General features: G+C 60.6%; 14 protein-coding genes and 2 tRNA genes. 4 read left to right on the top strand and 12 right to left on the bottom strand.

What is annotated here, in order from left to right; translation table 11 throughout:
- The first annotated feature begins 216 nt into the window (after positions 1-216).
- The 4 genes from ACUN0G_RS01750 (at position 217) to ACUN0G_RS01735 (ending at position 3,329) form a co-directional block, all read left to right on the top strand.
- A tRNA-Leu gene (locus tag ACUN0G_RS01750) sits at positions 217-303 on the top strand.
- Positions 304-481: 178 nt separating this feature from the next.
- Positions 482-568 (top strand) — tRNA-Leu (locus ACUN0G_RS01745).
- A gap of 170 nt (positions 569-738) precedes the next feature.
- Positions 739-1,764: an extracellular solute-binding protein gene (locus ACUN0G_RS01740; RefSeq protein WP_445572562.1), complete on the top strand. Its 1,026-nt coding sequence runs from the start codon at positions 739-741 to the stop codon at positions 1,762-1,764.
- Positions 1,764-3,329, top strand: a complete 1,566-nt coding sequence (locus tag ACUN0G_RS01735; protein WP_445572561.1) for an ABC transporter permease — start codon at positions 1,764-1,766, stop codon at positions 3,327-3,329. Before ACUN0G_RS01740 ends, ACUN0G_RS01735 begins: the two co-directional genes overlap by 1 nt.
- A 108-nt stretch (positions 3,330-3,437) precedes the next feature.
- Here the strand turns inward: ACUN0G_RS01735 and ACUN0G_RS01730 are convergent, their stop codons facing one another.
- The 12 genes from ACUN0G_RS01730 to ACUN0G_RS01675 all read right to left on the bottom strand — a co-directional run bounded on the left by ACUN0G_RS01730 (position 3,438) and on the right by ACUN0G_RS01675 (position 17,797).
- The gene (locus tag ACUN0G_RS01730) at positions 3,438-5,372 is read right to left on the bottom strand and encodes a methyl-accepting chemotaxis protein (RefSeq protein WP_445572560.1); all 1,935 of its coding nucleotides are present in this window, start codon (positions 5,370-5,372) and stop codon (positions 3,438-3,440) included.
- Positions 5,373-5,511: 139 nt separating this feature from the next.
- Complete coding sequence (locus ACUN0G_RS01725) at positions 5,512-6,801, bottom strand: adenylosuccinate synthase (RefSeq protein WP_258343426.1); 1,290 nt, start codon at positions 6,799-6,801, stop codon at positions 5,512-5,514.
- A gap of 54 nt (positions 6,802-6,855) precedes the next feature.
- Positions 6,856-8,043, bottom strand: a complete 1,188-nt coding sequence (locus ACUN0G_RS01720; RefSeq protein ID WP_258343425.1) for an ATP phosphoribosyltransferase regulatory subunit — start codon at positions 8,041-8,043, stop codon at positions 6,856-6,858.
- A gap of 301 nt (positions 8,044-8,344) precedes the next feature.
- Positions 8,345-9,211, bottom strand: a complete 867-nt coding sequence (gene hflC / locus ACUN0G_RS01715; protein ID WP_017478342.1) for a protease modulator HflC — start codon at positions 9,209-9,211, stop codon at positions 8,345-8,347.
- Positions 9,211-10,389 carry an FtsH protease activity modulator HflK gene (hflK, locus tag ACUN0G_RS01710; RefSeq protein WP_421525268.1) on the bottom strand — a complete coding sequence of 393 codons (1,179 nt, stop codon included), beginning with the start codon at positions 10,387-10,389 and terminating at the stop codon, positions 9,211-9,213. The genes hflC and hflK overlap by 1 nt, the downstream gene beginning before the upstream one ends.
- Positions 10,390-10,485: 96 nt before the next feature.
- A complete protein-coding gene (hflX, locus tag ACUN0G_RS01705) occupies positions 10,486-11,787 on the bottom strand; it encodes a ribosome rescue GTPase HflX (protein ID WP_258343423.1) in 1,302 nt (433 codons plus the stop codon).
- Positions 11,788-11,799: 12 nt separating this feature from the next.
- Positions 11,800-12,063 carry an RNA chaperone Hfq gene (gene hfq / locus ACUN0G_RS01700; protein WP_003217515.1) on the bottom strand — a complete coding sequence of 88 codons (264 nt, stop codon included), beginning with the start codon at positions 12,061-12,063 and terminating at the stop codon, positions 11,800-11,802.
- Positions 12,064-12,157: 94 nt separating this feature from the next.
- Positions 12,158-13,129, bottom strand: a complete 972-nt coding sequence (gene miaA, locus ACUN0G_RS01695) for a tRNA (adenosine(37)-N6)-dimethylallyltransferase MiaA (RefSeq protein ID WP_258343422.1) — start codon at positions 13,127-13,129, stop codon at positions 12,158-12,160.
- On the bottom strand, positions 13,129-15,027 hold the full coding sequence (gene mutL, locus ACUN0G_RS01690) for a DNA mismatch repair endonuclease MutL (protein WP_258348720.1): 1,899 nt from the start codon (positions 15,025-15,027) through the stop codon (positions 13,129-13,131). The genes miaA and mutL overlap by 1 nt, the downstream gene beginning before the upstream one ends.
- A 14-nt stretch (positions 15,028-15,041) precedes the next feature.
- On the bottom strand, positions 15,042-16,475 hold the full coding sequence (locus ACUN0G_RS01685; RefSeq protein WP_201264131.1) for an N-acetylmuramoyl-L-alanine amidase: 1,434 nt from the start codon (positions 16,473-16,475) through the stop codon (positions 15,042-15,044).
- A gap of 3 nt (positions 16,476-16,478) precedes the next feature.
- Positions 16,479-16,949: a tRNA (adenosine(37)-N6)-threonylcarbamoyltransferase complex ATPase subunit type 1 TsaE gene (gene tsaE, locus ACUN0G_RS01680; protein ID WP_258343421.1), complete on the bottom strand. Its 471-nt coding sequence runs from the start codon at positions 16,947-16,949 to the stop codon at positions 16,479-16,481.
- Positions 16,937-17,797 carry an NAD(P)H-hydrate dehydratase gene (locus ACUN0G_RS01675; RefSeq protein ID WP_445572559.1) on the bottom strand — a complete coding sequence of 287 codons (861 nt, stop codon included), beginning with the start codon at positions 17,795-17,797 and terminating at the stop codon, positions 16,937-16,939. Before ACUN0G_RS01675 ends, tsaE begins: the two co-directional genes overlap by 13 nt.
- Positions 17,798-17,824: the final 27 nt, after the last annotated feature.

Genomic DNA, 17,824 nt, shown 5'->3' with positions numbered 1-17,824 from the left:
TTTCACCTTGTCTATATGCGGGTTAGTTTGGCATACGCGTATTGAAACGGGAAATTTCAGGTGTCGACAAGCCCGTAAAAGCACTTTGTAGCCCTCGGAATGCACCTTGCGCGACCGCCTGCGAAATTTTCCAGACTTTTTTGATAACTGGGCTTTACAGCGCAAAAAGTGGTCCGTATAGTGCGCGCCATCGACGACGGCAACGTTGACGATGCTGCCCAGATGGTGAAATTGGTAGACACGCCAGCTTCAGGTGCTGGTGACCGCAAGGTCGTGGAAGTTCGAGTCTTCTTCTGGGCACCAATTCCAAACTTGAGGTTTTAACCTTGAGTCTCACAAAAACCCGCGAAAGCGGGTTTTTGCGTTTCAGGCCTTTGATTTTTAACCATAAAGTTGATTTATAAAATCAAATCAGGGGTTTACAGATCAAAAAGCCCTCCGTATAGTTCGCTCCATCAACAGCGGCAACGTTGCTGATGCTGCCCAGATGGTGAAATTGGTAGACACGCCAGCTTCAGGTGCTGGTGACCGCAAGGTCGTGGAAGTTCGAGTCTTCTTCTGGGCACCAATTCCAAACTTGAGGTTTTAACCTTGAGTCTCACAAAAACCCGCGAAAGCGGGTTTTTGCGTTTCCGGGGTTTGAAAACTTCCAGACCGATTTGCCCCATGACCGCACCTGAGAAACTTTATCGTTTATCCTAGTAACGATTTGTTGCACTCAAGTGAGGAACACCCCGGATGATGATCCGCGATACCCGTCTCAAGACATCCCTTCTGCGTGGCCTGACCATCACTCTGCTCGGCCTGACCCTGCTCTCGCCCGCTGCCTATTCTGCCGACAAGGTTGCGCTGACCTTGTACAACGGCCAACACAAGGAGGTCGGCGATGAACTTGCCAAGGCCTTCGAAGCCAAGACCGGCATCCACGTCAATGTGCGCAAGGGCAGCAGCAACCAGCTGGCCAGCCAGGTCGTCGAAGAAGGCGACCGCTCCCCTGCCGACGTGATCTACACCGAAGAATCACCGCCGCTGAATAAACTCGGCGAGCAAGGCCTGCTGGCGACCATCGACGTCAGCACCCTCGACGTTCTGCCCAAGGAATACGTGGCCGCCAACGGTGCCTGGATGGGCGTGACCGCACGCACCCGCGTCGTGGCGTTCAACCCGAAACTGATCGCCGAGAAAGACCTGCCCAAGTCAGTACTGGATTTCGCCGGACCTGAATGGCAAGGCAAGGTCGGTTTCGTACCCACCAGCGGCGCATTCCAGGAACAGGCCGTGGCGATCATCAAGCTGCACGGTCGCGAAGCCGCTGAAGAATGGCTGACCGGCCTGCGCGCCTTCGGCAAGGTCTATAGCAACAACATGGTTGCGCTCAAGGCCGTGGAAAGTGGCGAAGTCGCCACCGTCCTGGTGAACAACTACTACTGGTTCGCCCTGAAGAAAGAAAAAACCAACCTGGATTCGCAGCTTCACTACTTCACCGACGGTGATGCCGGCGGCCTGATCACCGTGTCTGCCGCTGCGGCGCTGAAATCCAGCAAGCATCCAAAGGAAGCCCAGCAATTGTTGGCCTTCATGGCCAGCGAAGAAGGCCAGCGGGTGATCACCAACACCTCCGCCGAATACCCGTTGCGCAAGGGCATGGAGTCCAACCGCGGCCTCAAGCCTTTCAGCGAGCTGCAACCGCCGAAAGTCACCCCTGCCGACCTGGGCAACGCCGAAGAAGCCCTGGAACTGGAACGTGACGTTGGCTTGAACTGATGAACCCATCGCTCCCCGCCCCCGCCTTGCGCGGGGGTTTTACGCCGAGACGCAAACGTCCTTCAATCTGGTTGCTGCTGCCGGTCCTGCTGCTGGTAGGCCTGAGTCTGTTGCCGCTGGCGTATGTCGGCCTCAAGGCCTGGCAAGCGGGTTGGGCCGAGGCGGTGCATTTGCTGTGGCGGCCTTATGTGTTCGGGTTGCTGCGCAACACCCTGGCACTGATGGTCGGCGTGACCGTGGCCTGCGGCGTGATCGGCTTGTCCCTGGCCTGGCTGCTGGAACGCAGCAACTTGCCGGGACGGCGAGTCTGGGGAGTGATCCTGTGCCTGCCGTTTGCGGTGCCCGCATTTGTCAGCAGCTTCACCTGGGTTTCGTTGAGCGCCAATTTCGAGGGGCTGGGCGGGGCGATCCTAGTGATGACCCTGTCCAAATACCCGCTGGTGTTTCTGCCGGTGGCGGCGACCCTGCGCAATCTTGATCCATCCCTGGAAGAATCGGCCCGCACCCTGGGACTGAATCGCTGGGGCGTGTTCTTTCGCATCACGTTGCCGCTGCTGTGGCCATCGCTACTGGCGGGGGCGCTGTTGATTGCCCTGCATATGCTGGTTGAATTCGGCGCGCTGTCGATCATCGGCCTGCAGACGTTTACCACCGCGATCTATCAGCAATTCGAGCTGGAATTCAGCAACGCCAATGCGGCGATGCTCTCGGCGGTGCTGCTGGTGATGTGCCTGACGCTGCTCTGGCTGGAGTTGCGGGTACGCGGCAAAGGCCGGCATGTGCGCACCGGCCAGGGCGCGGCGCGACATGCCGAGCAGGTCCGGCTCGGTAAATGGGCACCACTGGGGCAGTTGTATTGCCTGCTTCTGGCAATCATTGGCAGCGGCATTCCACTGGGCATGCTCGGTTACTGGCTGGCAGTGGGCAGTTCGGCGGCGTTTCCGGTTGCAGAGATCAGCGAGGCGCTGCTTTCTTCCTTGGCGTTGTCCTTGGGCGGCGCTGCGCTTTGCCTGTTGTTCGCAGTGCCGGTGGGCTTGCTGGTGGTGCGCTACAAGGGTCAGCTCGCGCTGTGGGCCGAACGCCTGCCGTACCTGCTGCATGCCCTGCCCGGTCTGGTGATTGCGCTGACACTGGTGTACTTCGCGCTGCATTACGTACCGGCGCTGTATCAGACGTCGGCGTTGTTGCTGATCGCTTACGCGTTGCTGTTTTTGCCGCTGGCCCAGGCGCCGATCCGCACGGCACTGAATAAGGCGGCACCCCAGCTGGAAGAGGCCGCGAGAACGCTGGGAGCTTCGTCGTTCAGTGCGTTTTGCCGGGTGACACTGCCGATTATTTTCCCGGCATTGGGCGCGGCGTTTGCGCTGGTGTTTCTGGATGCGATGAAGGAATTGACGGCGACGCTGCTGCTTAGTCCTACAGGGTTGAACACACTGGCGACTGCCGTGTGGGCGCATACCTCGAATGTGGAATTTGCGGCAGCGGCGCCTTATGCGGCGTTGTTGATTCTGGTGTCGGGGTTACCGGTGTATCTGCTTACGACGCGGATGTATCTGAGCCGCTGAATCCGCCATCGCAGGCAAGCCAGCTCCCACATTCGACCGCATTCCAGAGCTGGAACTCGGTCGAATGTGGGAGCTGGCTTGCCTGCGATGAGGCCGGAACAGCCAACATCAAGCCCTGAACTGCCCCAGGCTCGCCTTCAACTGCGCTGCCAACCCATCCAGCACCTTGCCACTGGCGGTGGTCTCCACCACTGCCTGAGCCGCGCGCTCGGCCTGGGCATGAATGATCTCCACCCGCCCACGCACCGCATGCGCGCCTTGCGCCTGATGCTCAGCTGCACGCGTCGCCAGGCCAATCGCTGCATGCACCTGCTCTACCGAGGCTTGCACGGACTGCTGCAGCCGCACACTATCGCGCAACACCAGCAAACCTTCGCTGGCCTGACGCCCGGCCTTGCCGATGGTTTCCACCGCTTCACGGGCGCCTTGTTGCAAGGCCACGATGTGCGCCTGGATATCACCGGTAGAACTCTGGGTTTTGCTGGCCAGGGCACGAACCTCGTCCGCCACCACCGCAAAACCGCGACCGGTCTCGCCGGCTCTCGCCGCCTCAATCGCCGCGTTGAGTGCCAGCAAGTTGGTTTGCTCGGCAATCCCGTGGATCACCGTCAACACCACCTCAATCTGCTCGCTCTGCTGCGCCAGACGCTCGATCACCTTGGACCCCGCCTGCACCTGCCCCGCCAACGCCTCGATCAGGCTGCCGACTTCGGCTGAAGTACGTGAGTTCTCATCAGTGGCCTGGCGAATATCCACCACCTGCTGCAAGGCCGCCTGCATCGCATGGCTTTCTGCCTGGGCCTCGTCGGCCATTTGCGACAGCGCCCGCAGGCTTTCGGCAACCTCATCACGCTGCAGGCCGGCGGCGGCATCGGCCCCCGCATTGCGCAGGGTCATAGCACCGATTTCCACGCCGGTACGCTGGGCCACGTCACCCGCTTCGCGCACGATGGGCTGCAACTTATCCACAAAGCGATTGACCGCCGAGGCCATGTCGCCGATTTCGTCCCGGCTGTTGATCTGCACGCGCTTGGTCAGGTCGCCCTCGCCTGCCGCCAGGTCGTCCATCGCTGCAATCAGCAGCTTCAGGCGATTGACCACCCGACGCCCGAGCACCACGGCAATCAACAACAGCACGCCAAAACCTACAATCGCCAGGCCCATGCCGATGCGCCAGCGCAAGGTACCTGCCGCCTCTTGCACGGCATTGGTGGTATTGGCGGTCATCTGGGTGGCCGTTGCTTGTGCCGACTGCAAACGCGCGCCCATGGCGGCAGCACTGTCAGCGGCGGCACCTTTGAGGCTGTCGCCCACCAGTTGATCACTGCTGGCGATCAACGCGGCGAAGCGCTTATCCAGCGCCGCCAGATCAACGTCTACCGAAGCGGTCGAAACGCCCATGATGACCTTGCCGATTTCCACGCCATTGGGGCTGATAGACGCCTCGAGGTAGTAGACCGCCGGATCGCTTTTCGCCGCATCCAACACCTTATCCAGGGCTCGCTCACCCTGCCCTTTCTCGAGCAACGCTGCGTTAATCGGGTTATCCCGGTTCAGGTAGCGCGTCAGGTGCTGGCCCGTGGCATCGTCGTAGACCACGAACAACACATTGGGATTGCGCTGGGCCCGCCGAGCAAATTCCGACAGCGTCGGCACGTCACTGTCCCACATGGCGCGGGGCGCCACCGAGGCCAGCAGTTGCGCCATATCGTTGGCGGAGTCCTTCAGGTCTTTTTCCAGGGTCGCACGCAGTTGCTTCTGCTCGTCCTGCAGGCGCGTGGAAAGCCCCGCGGTCAGACGCTGGCGAGTGCTGGAAGACAGGCTGTCCAGACTGGAGGTGACTTCCTTGCCGGCCTGGGCCAGTTCACCGGAAAGCTTTTGGCTGTCAACACCCAGCCGATTGTCTAAATCGGCTTCCAGGGCGGTGACCGTGCTCCGGGTCAGAGCGACAGCCACCAGTACTTGCACCAAAAGAGCGATACCTAGGGTAACGAACACCGGCCGCAACAGCCGGCTTTGTAACAATGAGAGAACGGCAGACACTGGGAATCCCTCCACCACGGGTGCCATTAATTTGATAGCACCGCGAAAGAAAGAACCATAGCAAGGGCCGTGCCGTTTACCAGCCGGAAACGACAAAGGGCTCCCGAAGGAGCCCTTTGCTTTTTACATCAACAGCTTATTAAGCGAACGGGTGACGCAGAACGATGGTCTCGTTGCGGTCCGGGCCCGTCGAAATAATGTCGATTGGCGCACCGATCAGCTCTTCAACGCGCTTGATGTAAGCACGAGCGTTGGCTGGCAGTTCTTCCAGGGTCTTGGCGCCCACGGTCGATTCGGTCCAGCCCGGCACTTCTTCGTACACAGGCTGCAGGCCTACGTAGCTGTCAGCGTCGGTTGGGGCAACGTCTTTGCCTTCCGCATCTTTGTAGCCGATGCAGATGTTGATGGCTTCCAGGCCGTCGAGTACGTCCAGCTTGGTCAGGCAGATGCCCGAGATGCTGTTCACATCGATAGCGCGACGCAGGATAACGGCGTCGAACCAGCCACAACGACGAGCACGGCCGGTAGTTGCGCCGAACTCGTGACCTTGTTTGGCCAAGTGCGCACCAACGTCGTCGAACAGTTCAGTCGGGAATGGACCCGAACCCACACGCGTGGTGTACGCCTTGGTGATGCCGAGGATGTAGTCCAGGAACATCGGGCCAACGCCCGAACCGGTCGCAACGCCGCCAGCGGTGGTGTTGGAGCTGGTGACGTACGGGTAGGTGCCGTGGTCGATGTCCAGCAACGAACCCTGGGCGCCTTCGAACATGATGTCTTTGCCCGCACGACGCAGGTCGTGCAGCTCGGCAGTCACGTCCAGCATCAGCGGCTTGAGCAGCTCAGCGTATTCCTTGCACTCAGCCAGGGTCTTTTCAAACTCGATGGCCGGCTCTTTGTAGTAACCCACCAGCATGAAGTTGTGGTAATCCACCAGTTCACGCAGCTTGTCTTCGAAGCGCGGCATGTTGAGCAGGTCGCCCACACGCAGGCCACGACGTGCAACCTTGTCTTCGTACGCCGGGCCGATACCGCGACCGGTCGTGCCGATCTTCAGCTCGCCGCGGGCCTTTTCACGGGCCTGGTCCAGCGCAACGTGGAAGGACAGGATCAGCGGGCAGGAAGGGCTGATACGCAGGCGCTCGCGCACTGGCACGCCTTTCTCTTCCAGCTTGGTGATCTCGCGCAGCAGGGCGTCAGGTGCAACCACCACGCCGTTGCCGATCAGGCACTGCACGCCTTCGCGCAGTACACCCGACGGGATCAGGTGCAAGACGGTTTTTTCGCCATCGATGACCAGGGTGTGGCCAGCGTTGTGGCCACCTTGGTAGCGCACTACGGCGGCAGCATGTTCGGTCAGCAGATCAACGATCTTGCCTTTGCCCTCATCACCCCATTGGGTGCCCAGGACTACGACATTCTTACCCATAACACTTGTCCTCATTCGCGCAAACTTGGTGCCGGCAGCGGCCGGCAGGAAAACTCAAGAAGCCAGTGGCGATACTTGCCAAAGCCCGTTCTGCTGAATCAATTGCCGGTCGCAGTCCGCTTCACGGGCGGCGGCCAATGGCTGCCCAGGCAGGGCCTGGACCACACGTTGACCCTCACTGCGCAACTGGCAAACCTGCTGCCAGAGTGCTGCGTCCGTACTGTCGGGCATCCAGATACCACCAGACGGCAGCACGACCTCAGCACGCCCCAGGGTCACCAGGGTTTTCAAATCGGTGGAAAAGCCGGTCGCCGGACGGGCGCGACCGAAGTCGGCGCCGATATCGTCATAACGACCGCCCTGGGCAATGGCTTGGCCAACACCCGGGACAAACACCGCAAACACCACACCGGTGTGGTAGTGGTAGCCGCGCAGCTCACCCAAATCGAAATACAGCGGCAACTGCGGGAAGCGCGCAGACAACTGCTCGGCAATCGCCACCACATCGTCCAGGGCCGCCAATACATCAGCTGGCGCGTTCGCCAGGCGATCACGGGCGGCGGTCAGTACTTCACGGCCGCCACACAGATCCACCAGCGCACGCAGCATGCCGGCCAGGTCAGCAGGCACGCCCGCCGTCAGGGCGATCACTTCATCGATGGCCTTGCGTTGCAGGGCATCGAACAACTGTTGTTCCACTTCACCCGACAGACCGGCCGCACGGGCCAGGCCGCGGTAGATGCCGACATGCCCGAGGTCCATGTGCACATCCGGCACATCGGCCAATTGCAGCATGGCCAGCATCAGGCTGATGACTTCCACGTCGCTGCTCGGGCTCGCATCGCCGTACAACTCGGCGCCCAACTGGATCGGGCTACGGGAAGACGACAAGGCACGCGGCTGAGCATGCAGCACGCTGCCGGCGTAGCACAGGCGGCTTGGCCCTTCGCGACGCAGGGTGTGCGCATCAATGCGCGCGACTTGCGGCGTGATGTCGGCACGAAAGCCCATTTGCCGGCCCGATTGCGGGTCGATGACCTTGAAGGTGCGCAGATCCAGGTCCTGGCCCGCGCCGGTCAGCAGGGATTCCAGGTACTCGATATGGGGGGTCACGACAAACTCGTAACCCCAGCTCTGGAACAGATCCAACACCTGGCGGCGCGCGATTTCAATGCGCGCAGCTTCTGGTGGCAGTACTTCTTCGATGCCATCTGGCAGCAGCCAGCGGTCTACCGTTGCCATTACGCCATTCCCCTATGATCCGGGCGGCCAGCCCTCGGGCGAGCCTTGAGTGAAGCAGAAAATACCCGGCCCCTGCATAAACCACGCGCAAGAGCGACGTGACGAACGACCAACAATCGGCCTCGTCGGGCACTTTCCTCGAAAAACCTGTGGCGCCTGCGGAGCAAAACCACAATCAAACATGCAGACGCAAAAAAGCCGGGAATTTCCCGGCTGCCGCATCATACACCCGTTTTCTGAAAGGATCACCCCGCCCGGCATTTTAGCCGCCCGACGGAGTGATTCTCAGACTACATGCGGGTTACTTGGACTTTTCCAGGTAGCGGAAGAAATCGCTACTTGGGTCCAGCACCATGACGTCGGTTTTGTTCGCGAAGCTTTCACGGTAGGCACGCAGGCTACGGTAGAACGCGTAGAACTCCTGATCCTGGCCGTAGGCCTTGGCGTAGATCGAAGCGGCTTGAGCATCACCATCACCACGAGCCTCTTCAGACTCGCGATAGGCTTCTGCCAACAGTACGCGACGCTGACGGTCGGCATCCGCACGGATCCCTTCTGCCAGTTCGTTACCCTTGGCGCGGTGCTCACGAGCCTCGCGCTCACGCTCGGTGCTCATACGCTCGAACACGCTGCGGTTCACTTCCTTCGGAAGGTCGATAGCCTTGACCCGAACATCGATCACTTCGATGCCCAGTTCTTTTTCCGCCATCGTGTTCAACGAACGCGTGATGTCAGCCATCAGCGCATCACGTTCACCCGATACCACCTCGTGCAGGGTGCGCTTACCAAACTGGTCACGCAGGCCCGATTCCAGACGGCGCGACAAACGCTCGTCGGCAATCTGCTTGAGGCCGGAGGTCGCGGTATAGAAACGCTCGGCATCCTTGACGCGCCACTTGGCGTAGGCGTCAACCATCACGGCTTTCTTTTCCAGGGTCAGGAAGCGCTGTGTCGGTGCATCCAGGGTCATCAGGCGGCCGTCGAACTTGCGTACCTGGTTGACGTAGGGGACTTTCACATGCAGGCCCGGCTGGACATCTGCCTGGACCACGCGACCGAATTGCAGCAACACCGCGCGCTCGGTCTGAGACACGATATAGAAGCAGTTCCAGGCAGCGATGACCACGACGACGCCCACAATCAGGGCGGTCAGCGATTTATTGCTCATCAACGACTCTCCCTGGTACGTGTTTGCTGTTGCAGCAAGTCAGCGGCCGCACGGGCGCTCGCTTCGTTGGCAGCGGCAGTTGAGCCGGAGGCCGGTGCGCTGGTGCTGCTACGACCACCTTCGATCATCTTGTCCAGCGGCAGGTACAGCAGATTGTTCTGCCCGCCCTTGCTGCCGGTCACGAGAACCTTGCTGGTGTTGCTGAAGACTTCCTGCATGGTGTCCAGGTACAGACGCTCACGGGTGACTTCCGGTGCCTTGCGGTACTCGGCCACCAGCTTGGTGAAGCGATCTGCCTCACCCTTGGCACGGGAGACCACTTCGTCGCGGTAACCGTTGGCATCTTCAAGGATACGCTGGGCCTGACCACGGGCTTCCGGCACCACGCCGTTGGCGTAGGTTTCAGCCTGGTTGCGTGAACGCTGCTCGTCTTCACGGGCACGGATCACGTCATCGAACGCTTCCTGTACTTCACGCGGTGCGGCTGCGCTCTGTATGTTGACCTGGGTTACGGTGATACCGGTGCGATAGGTATCGAGGAACCGTTGCAGGCGCTCCTTGATCTCGCTGGCCATCAATTCACGACCTTCGGTCAACACCTGATCCATTGCGGTGGAACCCACCACGTGGCGCAGGGCACTTTCGGTCGCTTGTTGCAGGCTGATTTCCGGCTGATCGACGTTCAGCACGAAGTCCTGCAGGTTGCTGATCTTGTACTGCACGGTCAGCGGCACTTCGACGATGTTCTCGTCTTCAGTCAGCATCTGGCCCTGCTTGGTGTAGGCACGCTCACGCGTGACGTTTTCCATGTACTTCTTGTCGATCGGCGGGAAGTAGATGTTCAGGCCGGGGCCGACGGTCTCGTAGTACTTGCCGAAGCGCAGCACCACGGCTTGCTCCTGCTCGTCCACCACATAGACGGCGCTGTACAGCCAGACGGCCGCCAGCACAACGAGGCCGATGCCGAGCAGGCCGTAACCACCGCCCTTGCTCGTACGACCGCCTTCGTCACCACCACCACGTTTTTTTCCACCACCGAACAACCCATTCAGGCTTTCCTGCAGCTTTCGGAAGGCCTCGTCGAGATCTGGTGGCCCCTTGCGGTCGCCATTATTGCGGCGCTTACCACCCCAAGGATCCTGATTATTCGAGTTGCCACCCGGCTCATTCCAAGCCATAGCGCTCTCCATCTGATAAAGCAAAGACGCACCCACGGCGCGCCGACCAATGCTACAGAATGCCTGTCACAGCGGCACAACCGCTTTCTCAGGCTTTTATTGCAAAGTGTGTTGTTCGATGAACTCCGCCGGCACAACACCTTCCCGACTGACCAGCCGATTCAGCTCCGTGCGCGGCAATCGAACGGCCAGCAAGCTGACACCTTCTTCGTCGTGTTCTTCTTTCTGTACCGCGCCCAGCTCGAAAAACTGTGCACGCAGTCGAGCAAAACGCTGAGGCAAGCGCAAGGTGCCAACAAACAAATCGCTGCCCAACAACTCGGCAATGGCTTGTTCAAGCAATTCCAGACCACTGCCATCACGCGCCGACAGCCAGACCCGCTGGGGCTTGCCGTTTTCGTCGCGCTGGATTTGTGGCTCAACGCCTTCAAGCAAATCGAGTTTGTTATAGACCTCGAGTATCGGCAAGTCCTGGGCACCAATCTCGCCCAGTACCACCATGACCTGTTCAATCTGCAACATGCGATCCGGTTCAGCCGCATCGATCACGTGCAGCAGCAGGTCGGAATTGCTCGACTCTTCGAGCGTAGACCGAAATGCCTCGACCAGCTTGTGGGGCAAGTGACGAATGAAACCCACGGTATCGGCCAGGACAATCGGCCCCAGGTCGTCCAGTTCCAGACGGCGCAAGGTCGGGTCGAGGGTCGCGAACAGTTGGTCGGCCGCGTACACGTCCGATTTCGTCACGTTGTTGAAGAGCGTAGATTTGCCGGCGTTGGTATAGCCCACCAGGGAAACGGTAGGGATATCCGCACGCATTCGGCCACGTCGCGATTGTTCGCGCTGGCTGCGCACCTTCTCCAGGCGGCCCTTGATCTGTCGCAGGCGCACCCGCAGCAGACGCCGGTCGGTTTCCAGCTGGGTTTCACCCGGGCCACGCATGCCGATACCGCCACCCTGACGCTCAAGGTGAGTCCAGCCACGAACCAGCCGGGTGCTCATGTGGTCAAGCTGGGCCAGTTCTACCTGGAGCTTGCCTTCATGGGTACGGGCGCGTTGAGCGAAAATATCGAGAATCAGACCCGTGCGGTCGATCACGCGACACTCGAAGACTCGTTCGAGGTTACGTTCCTGACTGGGCGTGAGGATGTGATTGAAAATCACCAGATCGGCCTTTTCGGCATGGACTAGGTCGCGCAGTTCCTCGACCTTGCCGCTGCCAATCAGGAATTTGGCGGTTGGCCGATGACGCGGCACGTTAAAAAACGCGACGGTCTCGGCGCCGGCCGAATTTGCCAACTCCTGAAACTCCTGCGGATCTTCGCGCGCCTCAGGGTCCTGTCCATCCAAGTGAACGAGGATTACTCGCTCACCACCACCGTGGCGCTCAAAGAACAAAGGAGACTCCTATCAGGCGTTACCCGGTGCAGGCTCGGCGTCACCCTGTTCTTCGGTTGCGCTAGGCAGACGAATCGGACGAACCGGCACTACGGTCGAGATAGCGTGTTTGTAAACCATCTGGCTTACGGTGTTTTTCAGCAGGATCACGAACTGGTCGAACGACTCGATCGTACCTTGCAGCTTGATACCGTTGACCAGATAGATGGAAACCCCCACTTTCTCTTTACGTAAAGTATTCAAGTAAGGGTCTTGTAGCGAATGCCCTTTTGACATGTGCCGCACTCCTTTAAGGATCAATAATAAAAAATCGGAAAATAGATAGCTTATGGCCGTCACACCCCCAAGGATAGACGGCAATTGCAAGGACTCAGCTCAATATGGAGACCGTTCCCAAGTATTTCAAGGCGCGTGACAGATTGTCGCAATCCAGACTGTCCAACCAGTGTAAATCAGTCCAGCTGCGTAGCCATGTGAACTGGCGCTTTGCCAATTGGCGCGTGGCAATGATGCCGCGCTCCTGCATTTCGGCTGACGTCAGCTTGCCATCCAGATGATCCCAGACTTGGCGGTAGCCTACAGCACGTATCGAAGGCAACCCCGGATGCAGATCACCTCTTGAACGCAGTGCTACGACCTCCTCCACAAACCCCTGTTCCAACATAATTGTGAATCTTTGTGCAATTCGTTCATGCAGCACCTGGCGATCCGTCGGAGCGATGGCCAGATTCGCCACAGTATAGGGTAATTGTGAGTGTCCCGAAGCGCCTGCTTCAGCACTTTGCGCAGTTTGTTTCAGCCTGTGTTCAGTCATGGTCTGGCCACTGACCCGCCAGACTTCCAACGCCCGCGTCAGCCGCTGGGGGTCATTGGGATGAATCCGCGCGGCCGAAACCGGATCCACAGCCGCCAACTGGTCGTGCAGGGCTTGCCAGCCAAGGCGCGCAGCCTCTTCTTCAAGTTCGGCGCGCACCTGTGGATCAGCCGGCGGCATATCAGCCAGCCCTTCCTGCAACGCCTTGTAGTAGAGCATCGTGCCGCCTACCAACAGCGGAATCTTGCCACGCGCGGTGATATCGGCCATGGCTGCCAGGGCATCGGTACGAAAATCCGCCGCCGAATAGCTCTCGCTGGGATCGATGATGTCGATCAACCGATGCGGATACTGGGCCAGCAGCTCTTTTGAAGGTTTGGCAGTGCCGATGTCCATGTCCCGGTAAACCAGTGCAGAGTCGACACTGATCAGTTCGCACGGCAAAACCTTGGTCAGCTCGATGGCCAGGTCGGTCTTGCCGGCGGCCGTCGGGCCCATCAGGAAGATTGCGGGGGGCAAGGCACTCATCAACGACCGCGCAAGAACAGTTTGTCGAGGTCGTCCAGGCCCATCTGGGTCCAGGTCGGTCGGCCATGGTTGCATTGGCCGCTGCGCTCGGTGTTTTCCATGTCCCGCAGCAAACCGTTCATTTCCGGCAAAGCCAGCCGGCGGTTGGCGCGGATGGCGCCGTGGCAGGCCATGGTGCCGAGCAGTTCATTGATGTGGGCCTGGATGCGGTCACTGGTGCCGTACTCCATCAGGTCCGCCAGTACGTCGGCCACCAGCCGGTTGGCCTCGGCCTGCTTGAGCAAAGCCGGGATCTGGCGGATAGCCAGGGTTTCCGGGCCCAGGCGTTGCAGCTCAAAGCCCAGTTTCTGGAACACGCTGATGTGCTCTTCGGCACAATCGGCCTCGCGCTGGCTGACCGCCAGGGATTCCGGCACCAGCAGCGGCTGGCCACTAAGGCCTTCGCTGGCCATGGCGATCTTCAAACGCTCGTACATGATCCGCTCGTGAGCAGCGTGCATGTCCACCAGCACCAGGCCATGGGCATTTTCCGCAAGGATGTAGATGCCCTTGAGCTGAGCCAGTGCGTAACCCAGCGGCGGCACATCGCCCTGGCCTTCCGGCAAGGCGGCCGCCCCTGAGTCGGCTCCGGGCAGCGGCGCGAAAAACTCGCGATAGGCTGCCTGGGCTTCGGCCACCGGCAGCGCTGATTGCGGGCGCGGCGTGTATTGGTATTGATAGCCGGCGCCAGAACCTGAGCCAGGCGCGGTATAGCTCGGCTGGGCTTGCGGCGATTGCAGCAAGTTGGCCGCCAGGCTCATTTCGCCCTGAGGCCCGAACTCACCGGCTTCCGGCCCCGTAGGACGGACGATGGCCGTGACAATCGGCGCCGCCAGTTGATCATCCGGGCGCACATCGCCCAAGGCGCGGTGCAAGGTGCCATAGAGAAAATCGTGAACCATACGGCCGTCACGGAAGCGCACTTCGTGCTTGGTCGGGTGCACGTTAACGTCCACCACCGACGGGTCGACCTCGAAAAACAGCACAAACGTCGGATGCCGCCCATTGAACAGCACGTCGCGATACGCCTGACGCACCGCGTGGGCCACCAGTTTGTCGCGCACCGCCCGGCCGTTCACAAAGAAGTACTGCAAGTCTGCCTGGCTGCGGGAGAAGGTCGGCAACCCGACCCAACCCCAAAGGCGAAGGCCATTGCGCTCGATCTCGATCGGCAGCGCCTGCTCCAGGAACCCCGCGCCGCAGATAGCCGAGACGCGCCGGGCACGGGCCGCATCATCATGGGCCTCATGCAGGCTGAGGATGGTCTTGCCGTTGTGGCGCAGGTGGAAAGCCACATCAAACCGGGCCAGGGCCAGGCGCTTGATGACTTCCTGCAGGTGATCGAATTCGGTTTTTTCGGCCTTGAGGAATTTGCGCCGGGCCGGGGTGTTGAAGAACAGGTCGCGCACTTCCACCGAGGTGCCCACCGGATGTGCCGCCGGCTGGACCCGGGGCGCCATGTCGCGGCCTTCGGTTTCAACCTGCCAGGCCTGATCGGCGTCGCGGGTGCGGGACGTCAGGGTCAGGCGAGCCACCGAGCTGATGGAAGCCAGGGCCTCACCACGAAACCCGAGGCTCATCACCCGCTCAAGGTCTTCCAGATCGCGAATCTTGCTGGTGGCGTGACGGGCCAGGGCCAGCGGCAGGTCATCGGAGGAAATCCCGCTGCCGTCGTCGCGCACCCGCAGCAGCTTGACGCCGCCCTGCTCAACGTCGACGTCGATGCGCTTGGCGCCGGAGTCGATGCTGTTTTCCAGCAGTTCCTTGATCACCGACGCTGGCCGCTCGACCACCTCGCCCGCCGCGATCTGGTTGGCGAGGCGCGGGCTTAGCAGCTCAATGCGCGAGGTGTTGCTCAAGACTGTTTCGCTCATTATTGCGCCGCCAGTTCAGTGCCCGGGATGGTCAACACCTGGCCGACCTTCAATTCATCGGTCTTCAGGTTATTGGCACTGCGCAAGGTTGCCGCAGACACCTGGAAGCGCACCGCCAGCATTGCCAGGGTGTCGCCCGGCTGCACGCGATGGTCACGCGGGCCTTGGGCGATCTTCCCGGAATCACGCAGCCAGGCGATGTAGGTGCCCGGCGGCGGGTTCTGCTGGAAGAACTGCCGAACACCGGCGCTGATGGAACGCGCCAACGCCTGCTGGTGGCTGGAAGAGGCCAGTTTCGAGGCTTCGTTGGAGTTCGAGATAAACCCGGTCTCCACCAGGATCGACGGAATATCCGGCGACTTGAGCACCATGAACCCGGCCTGTTCCACCCGCTGCTTGTGCAGCGAGGTGACGCGACCGATATTGCTCAGGACTTTCTGCCCGACGTTCAGGCTGGAGGTCAGCGAGGCGGTCATCGACAGGTCGAGCAATACGCCAGCGAGCATTTTGTCCTTGTCGTCGAGGGACACGTTGCCGGCCCCGCCGATCAAGTCGGAACGGTTTTCACTGTCCGCCAGCCAGCGAGCGGTCTCGGAAGTGGCGCCGCGATCAGACAGGGCGAACACCGAAGCACCAAACGCAGCCGCCGAAGGAGCGGCGTCGGCGTGGATCGAGACGAACAGGTCGGCGCCCTTCTTGCGGGCGATTTCGGTACGGCCACGCAGCGGAATAAAGTAGTCGCCGGTACGGGTCAGCTCGGCGCGATAGCCTTTCATGCCATTGATCTGGCGCTGCAGTTCGCGAGCGATGGCCAGTACCACGTCTTTTTCATGCTGGCCGCGCGAGCCGGAGGCTCCCGGGTCTTCGCCGCCGTGACCGGCATCGATAACCACAATAATGTCACGCTTGCCCGCAGGAGCCGGTGGCAACGGCGGCAATTTGACCTGGGGTTGCGACTGGTTGACCGGCACCGCCGGTATCGTCGCGACGCTTGGAGTTGGCGCAGGCGGCGGCGCGGCATCGGCGGCGTTGTCGAACAGGTCGACCACCAGCCGGTTGCCATACTGCGCGTTGGGCGCCAGCACGAAACTTTTCGGGGTCACGGCCTTTTTCAGGTCAATGACCACCCGCAGATCGGTCGGCGTACGTTGGGCCGAGCGCATCGCGGTAATCGGGGTATTGGCCATGGCGACTTTCAACGGCGCGGCCAGGGTCGCACCGTTGATATCAATCACCAGGCGATCGGGCGCCGTGAGGGTGAAGACGCTGTGCTGAACCGGGCCAGACAGGTCGAATACCAGTCGCGTGTTATCCGGCGCCCGCCACAGGCGAACACTTTTCACCTGTGAGGCCGCCAGTGCATTGAAAGTCATTGCCGCAAGCAACACCCCTACGACAGTAACCAACGCGCGAAAGCGCATACCTAACCCCATCAATTATTTGAATTCCAATGCCAAAGCGGCGCACCACGACTCGCCGCGCGCGCTCTGGGACAACAACTTCAGCTGACGTCCGTGCTTATGCGGGGTAATGGTAATGGTCAGGTCCGGCTTTGGCAAAAAGCCTGTGCCTTTATCCGGCCACTCGATCAGGCATAACGCGTCTTCATCGAAGTAATCGCGGATGCCCATGTATTCCAGCTCTTCGGGATCCACCAGGCGATACAGGTCGAAGTGAAACGCTCGTACCTCGCCAATTTCGTACGGTTCTACCAAAGTGAACGTAGGGCTTTTCACAGCACCTTGATGCCCCAACCCGCGAATGATGCCTCGGGACAAGGTGGTTTTCCCGGCCCCCAAATCGCCTTCCAGAAAGATCAAGCCCGAGCCTTTCGTCACCTGGGCAATACGGTTGCCCAGCGCGACCATGGCATCTTCATCGGACAGGAAAAGGACTACTTCAGACACGGCGATTGCTCCTCCAGCAACTGACGAATGGCAGGAATCAGGTCACTGGCGGCCAGCCCGCGACCGTAGGTGCCCTGACGATCTCCGGCAGTGGCATGCAGCCAGACCGCCAGGCAGGCGGCATCAAATGCCGACATGCCTTGAGCCAACAAAGCACCGACCAGGCCAGCCAACACGTCGCCCAGGCCGGCCGTCGCCATCGCCGGATGGCCCTGATCGCAGCGGGCAATGCGGCCGTCCGGGCTGGCGATCAAGCTGCCTGCGCCCTTGAGGATCGCCACTGCATTGAATTTCTGACTCAACGCGCGCGCTACGTTAAGGCGGTCGGCCTGAACCTCGGCTGTCGAAATGCCCATCAAGCGGGCGGCTTCGCCAGGATGTGGAGTGATCACACAATTGGCCGGCAAACTGACGCTGCCCGTCGCCAGCAGGTTCAAGGCGTCAGCATCCCAGACCTGCGGCTGCCTGGCGTTGGCCGCGACCGACAGCAGGCTTTTGCCCCAAGAGGCTTCGCCCAGGCCCGGGCCGATGACGATCACGGAAATCTTTTCCAGCAAGCCCATCAACTGATTGGCCGAGTGCACGCCCACCGTCATGACTTCCGGCAACCGCGCCAGCGCCGCGCCGACGTGCTCGCTGCGGGTCGCCAGGGAAACCATGCCTGCGCCGCTGCGCAGGGCACTTTCGGCGCTGAGCAAGGCGGCGCCGCCAAAACCACGGTCGCCGCCGATCAGCAATACATGGCCGAACTGGCCTTTATGGGCGTCCGGGGAACGCGCAGCGAGTTGCGGCAATTGGCCGGGCAACAGGTGCTGAACGTCGGGTATTTCGTGTTTTGTCTGCGGCATGCGTCTTCAAGCTCCGATGTCTGGCAG

The organism is Pseudomonas sp. 32A (genome assembly GCF_052682255.1).
This window is presented reverse-complemented; position numbering and strand designations above follow the sequence as displayed.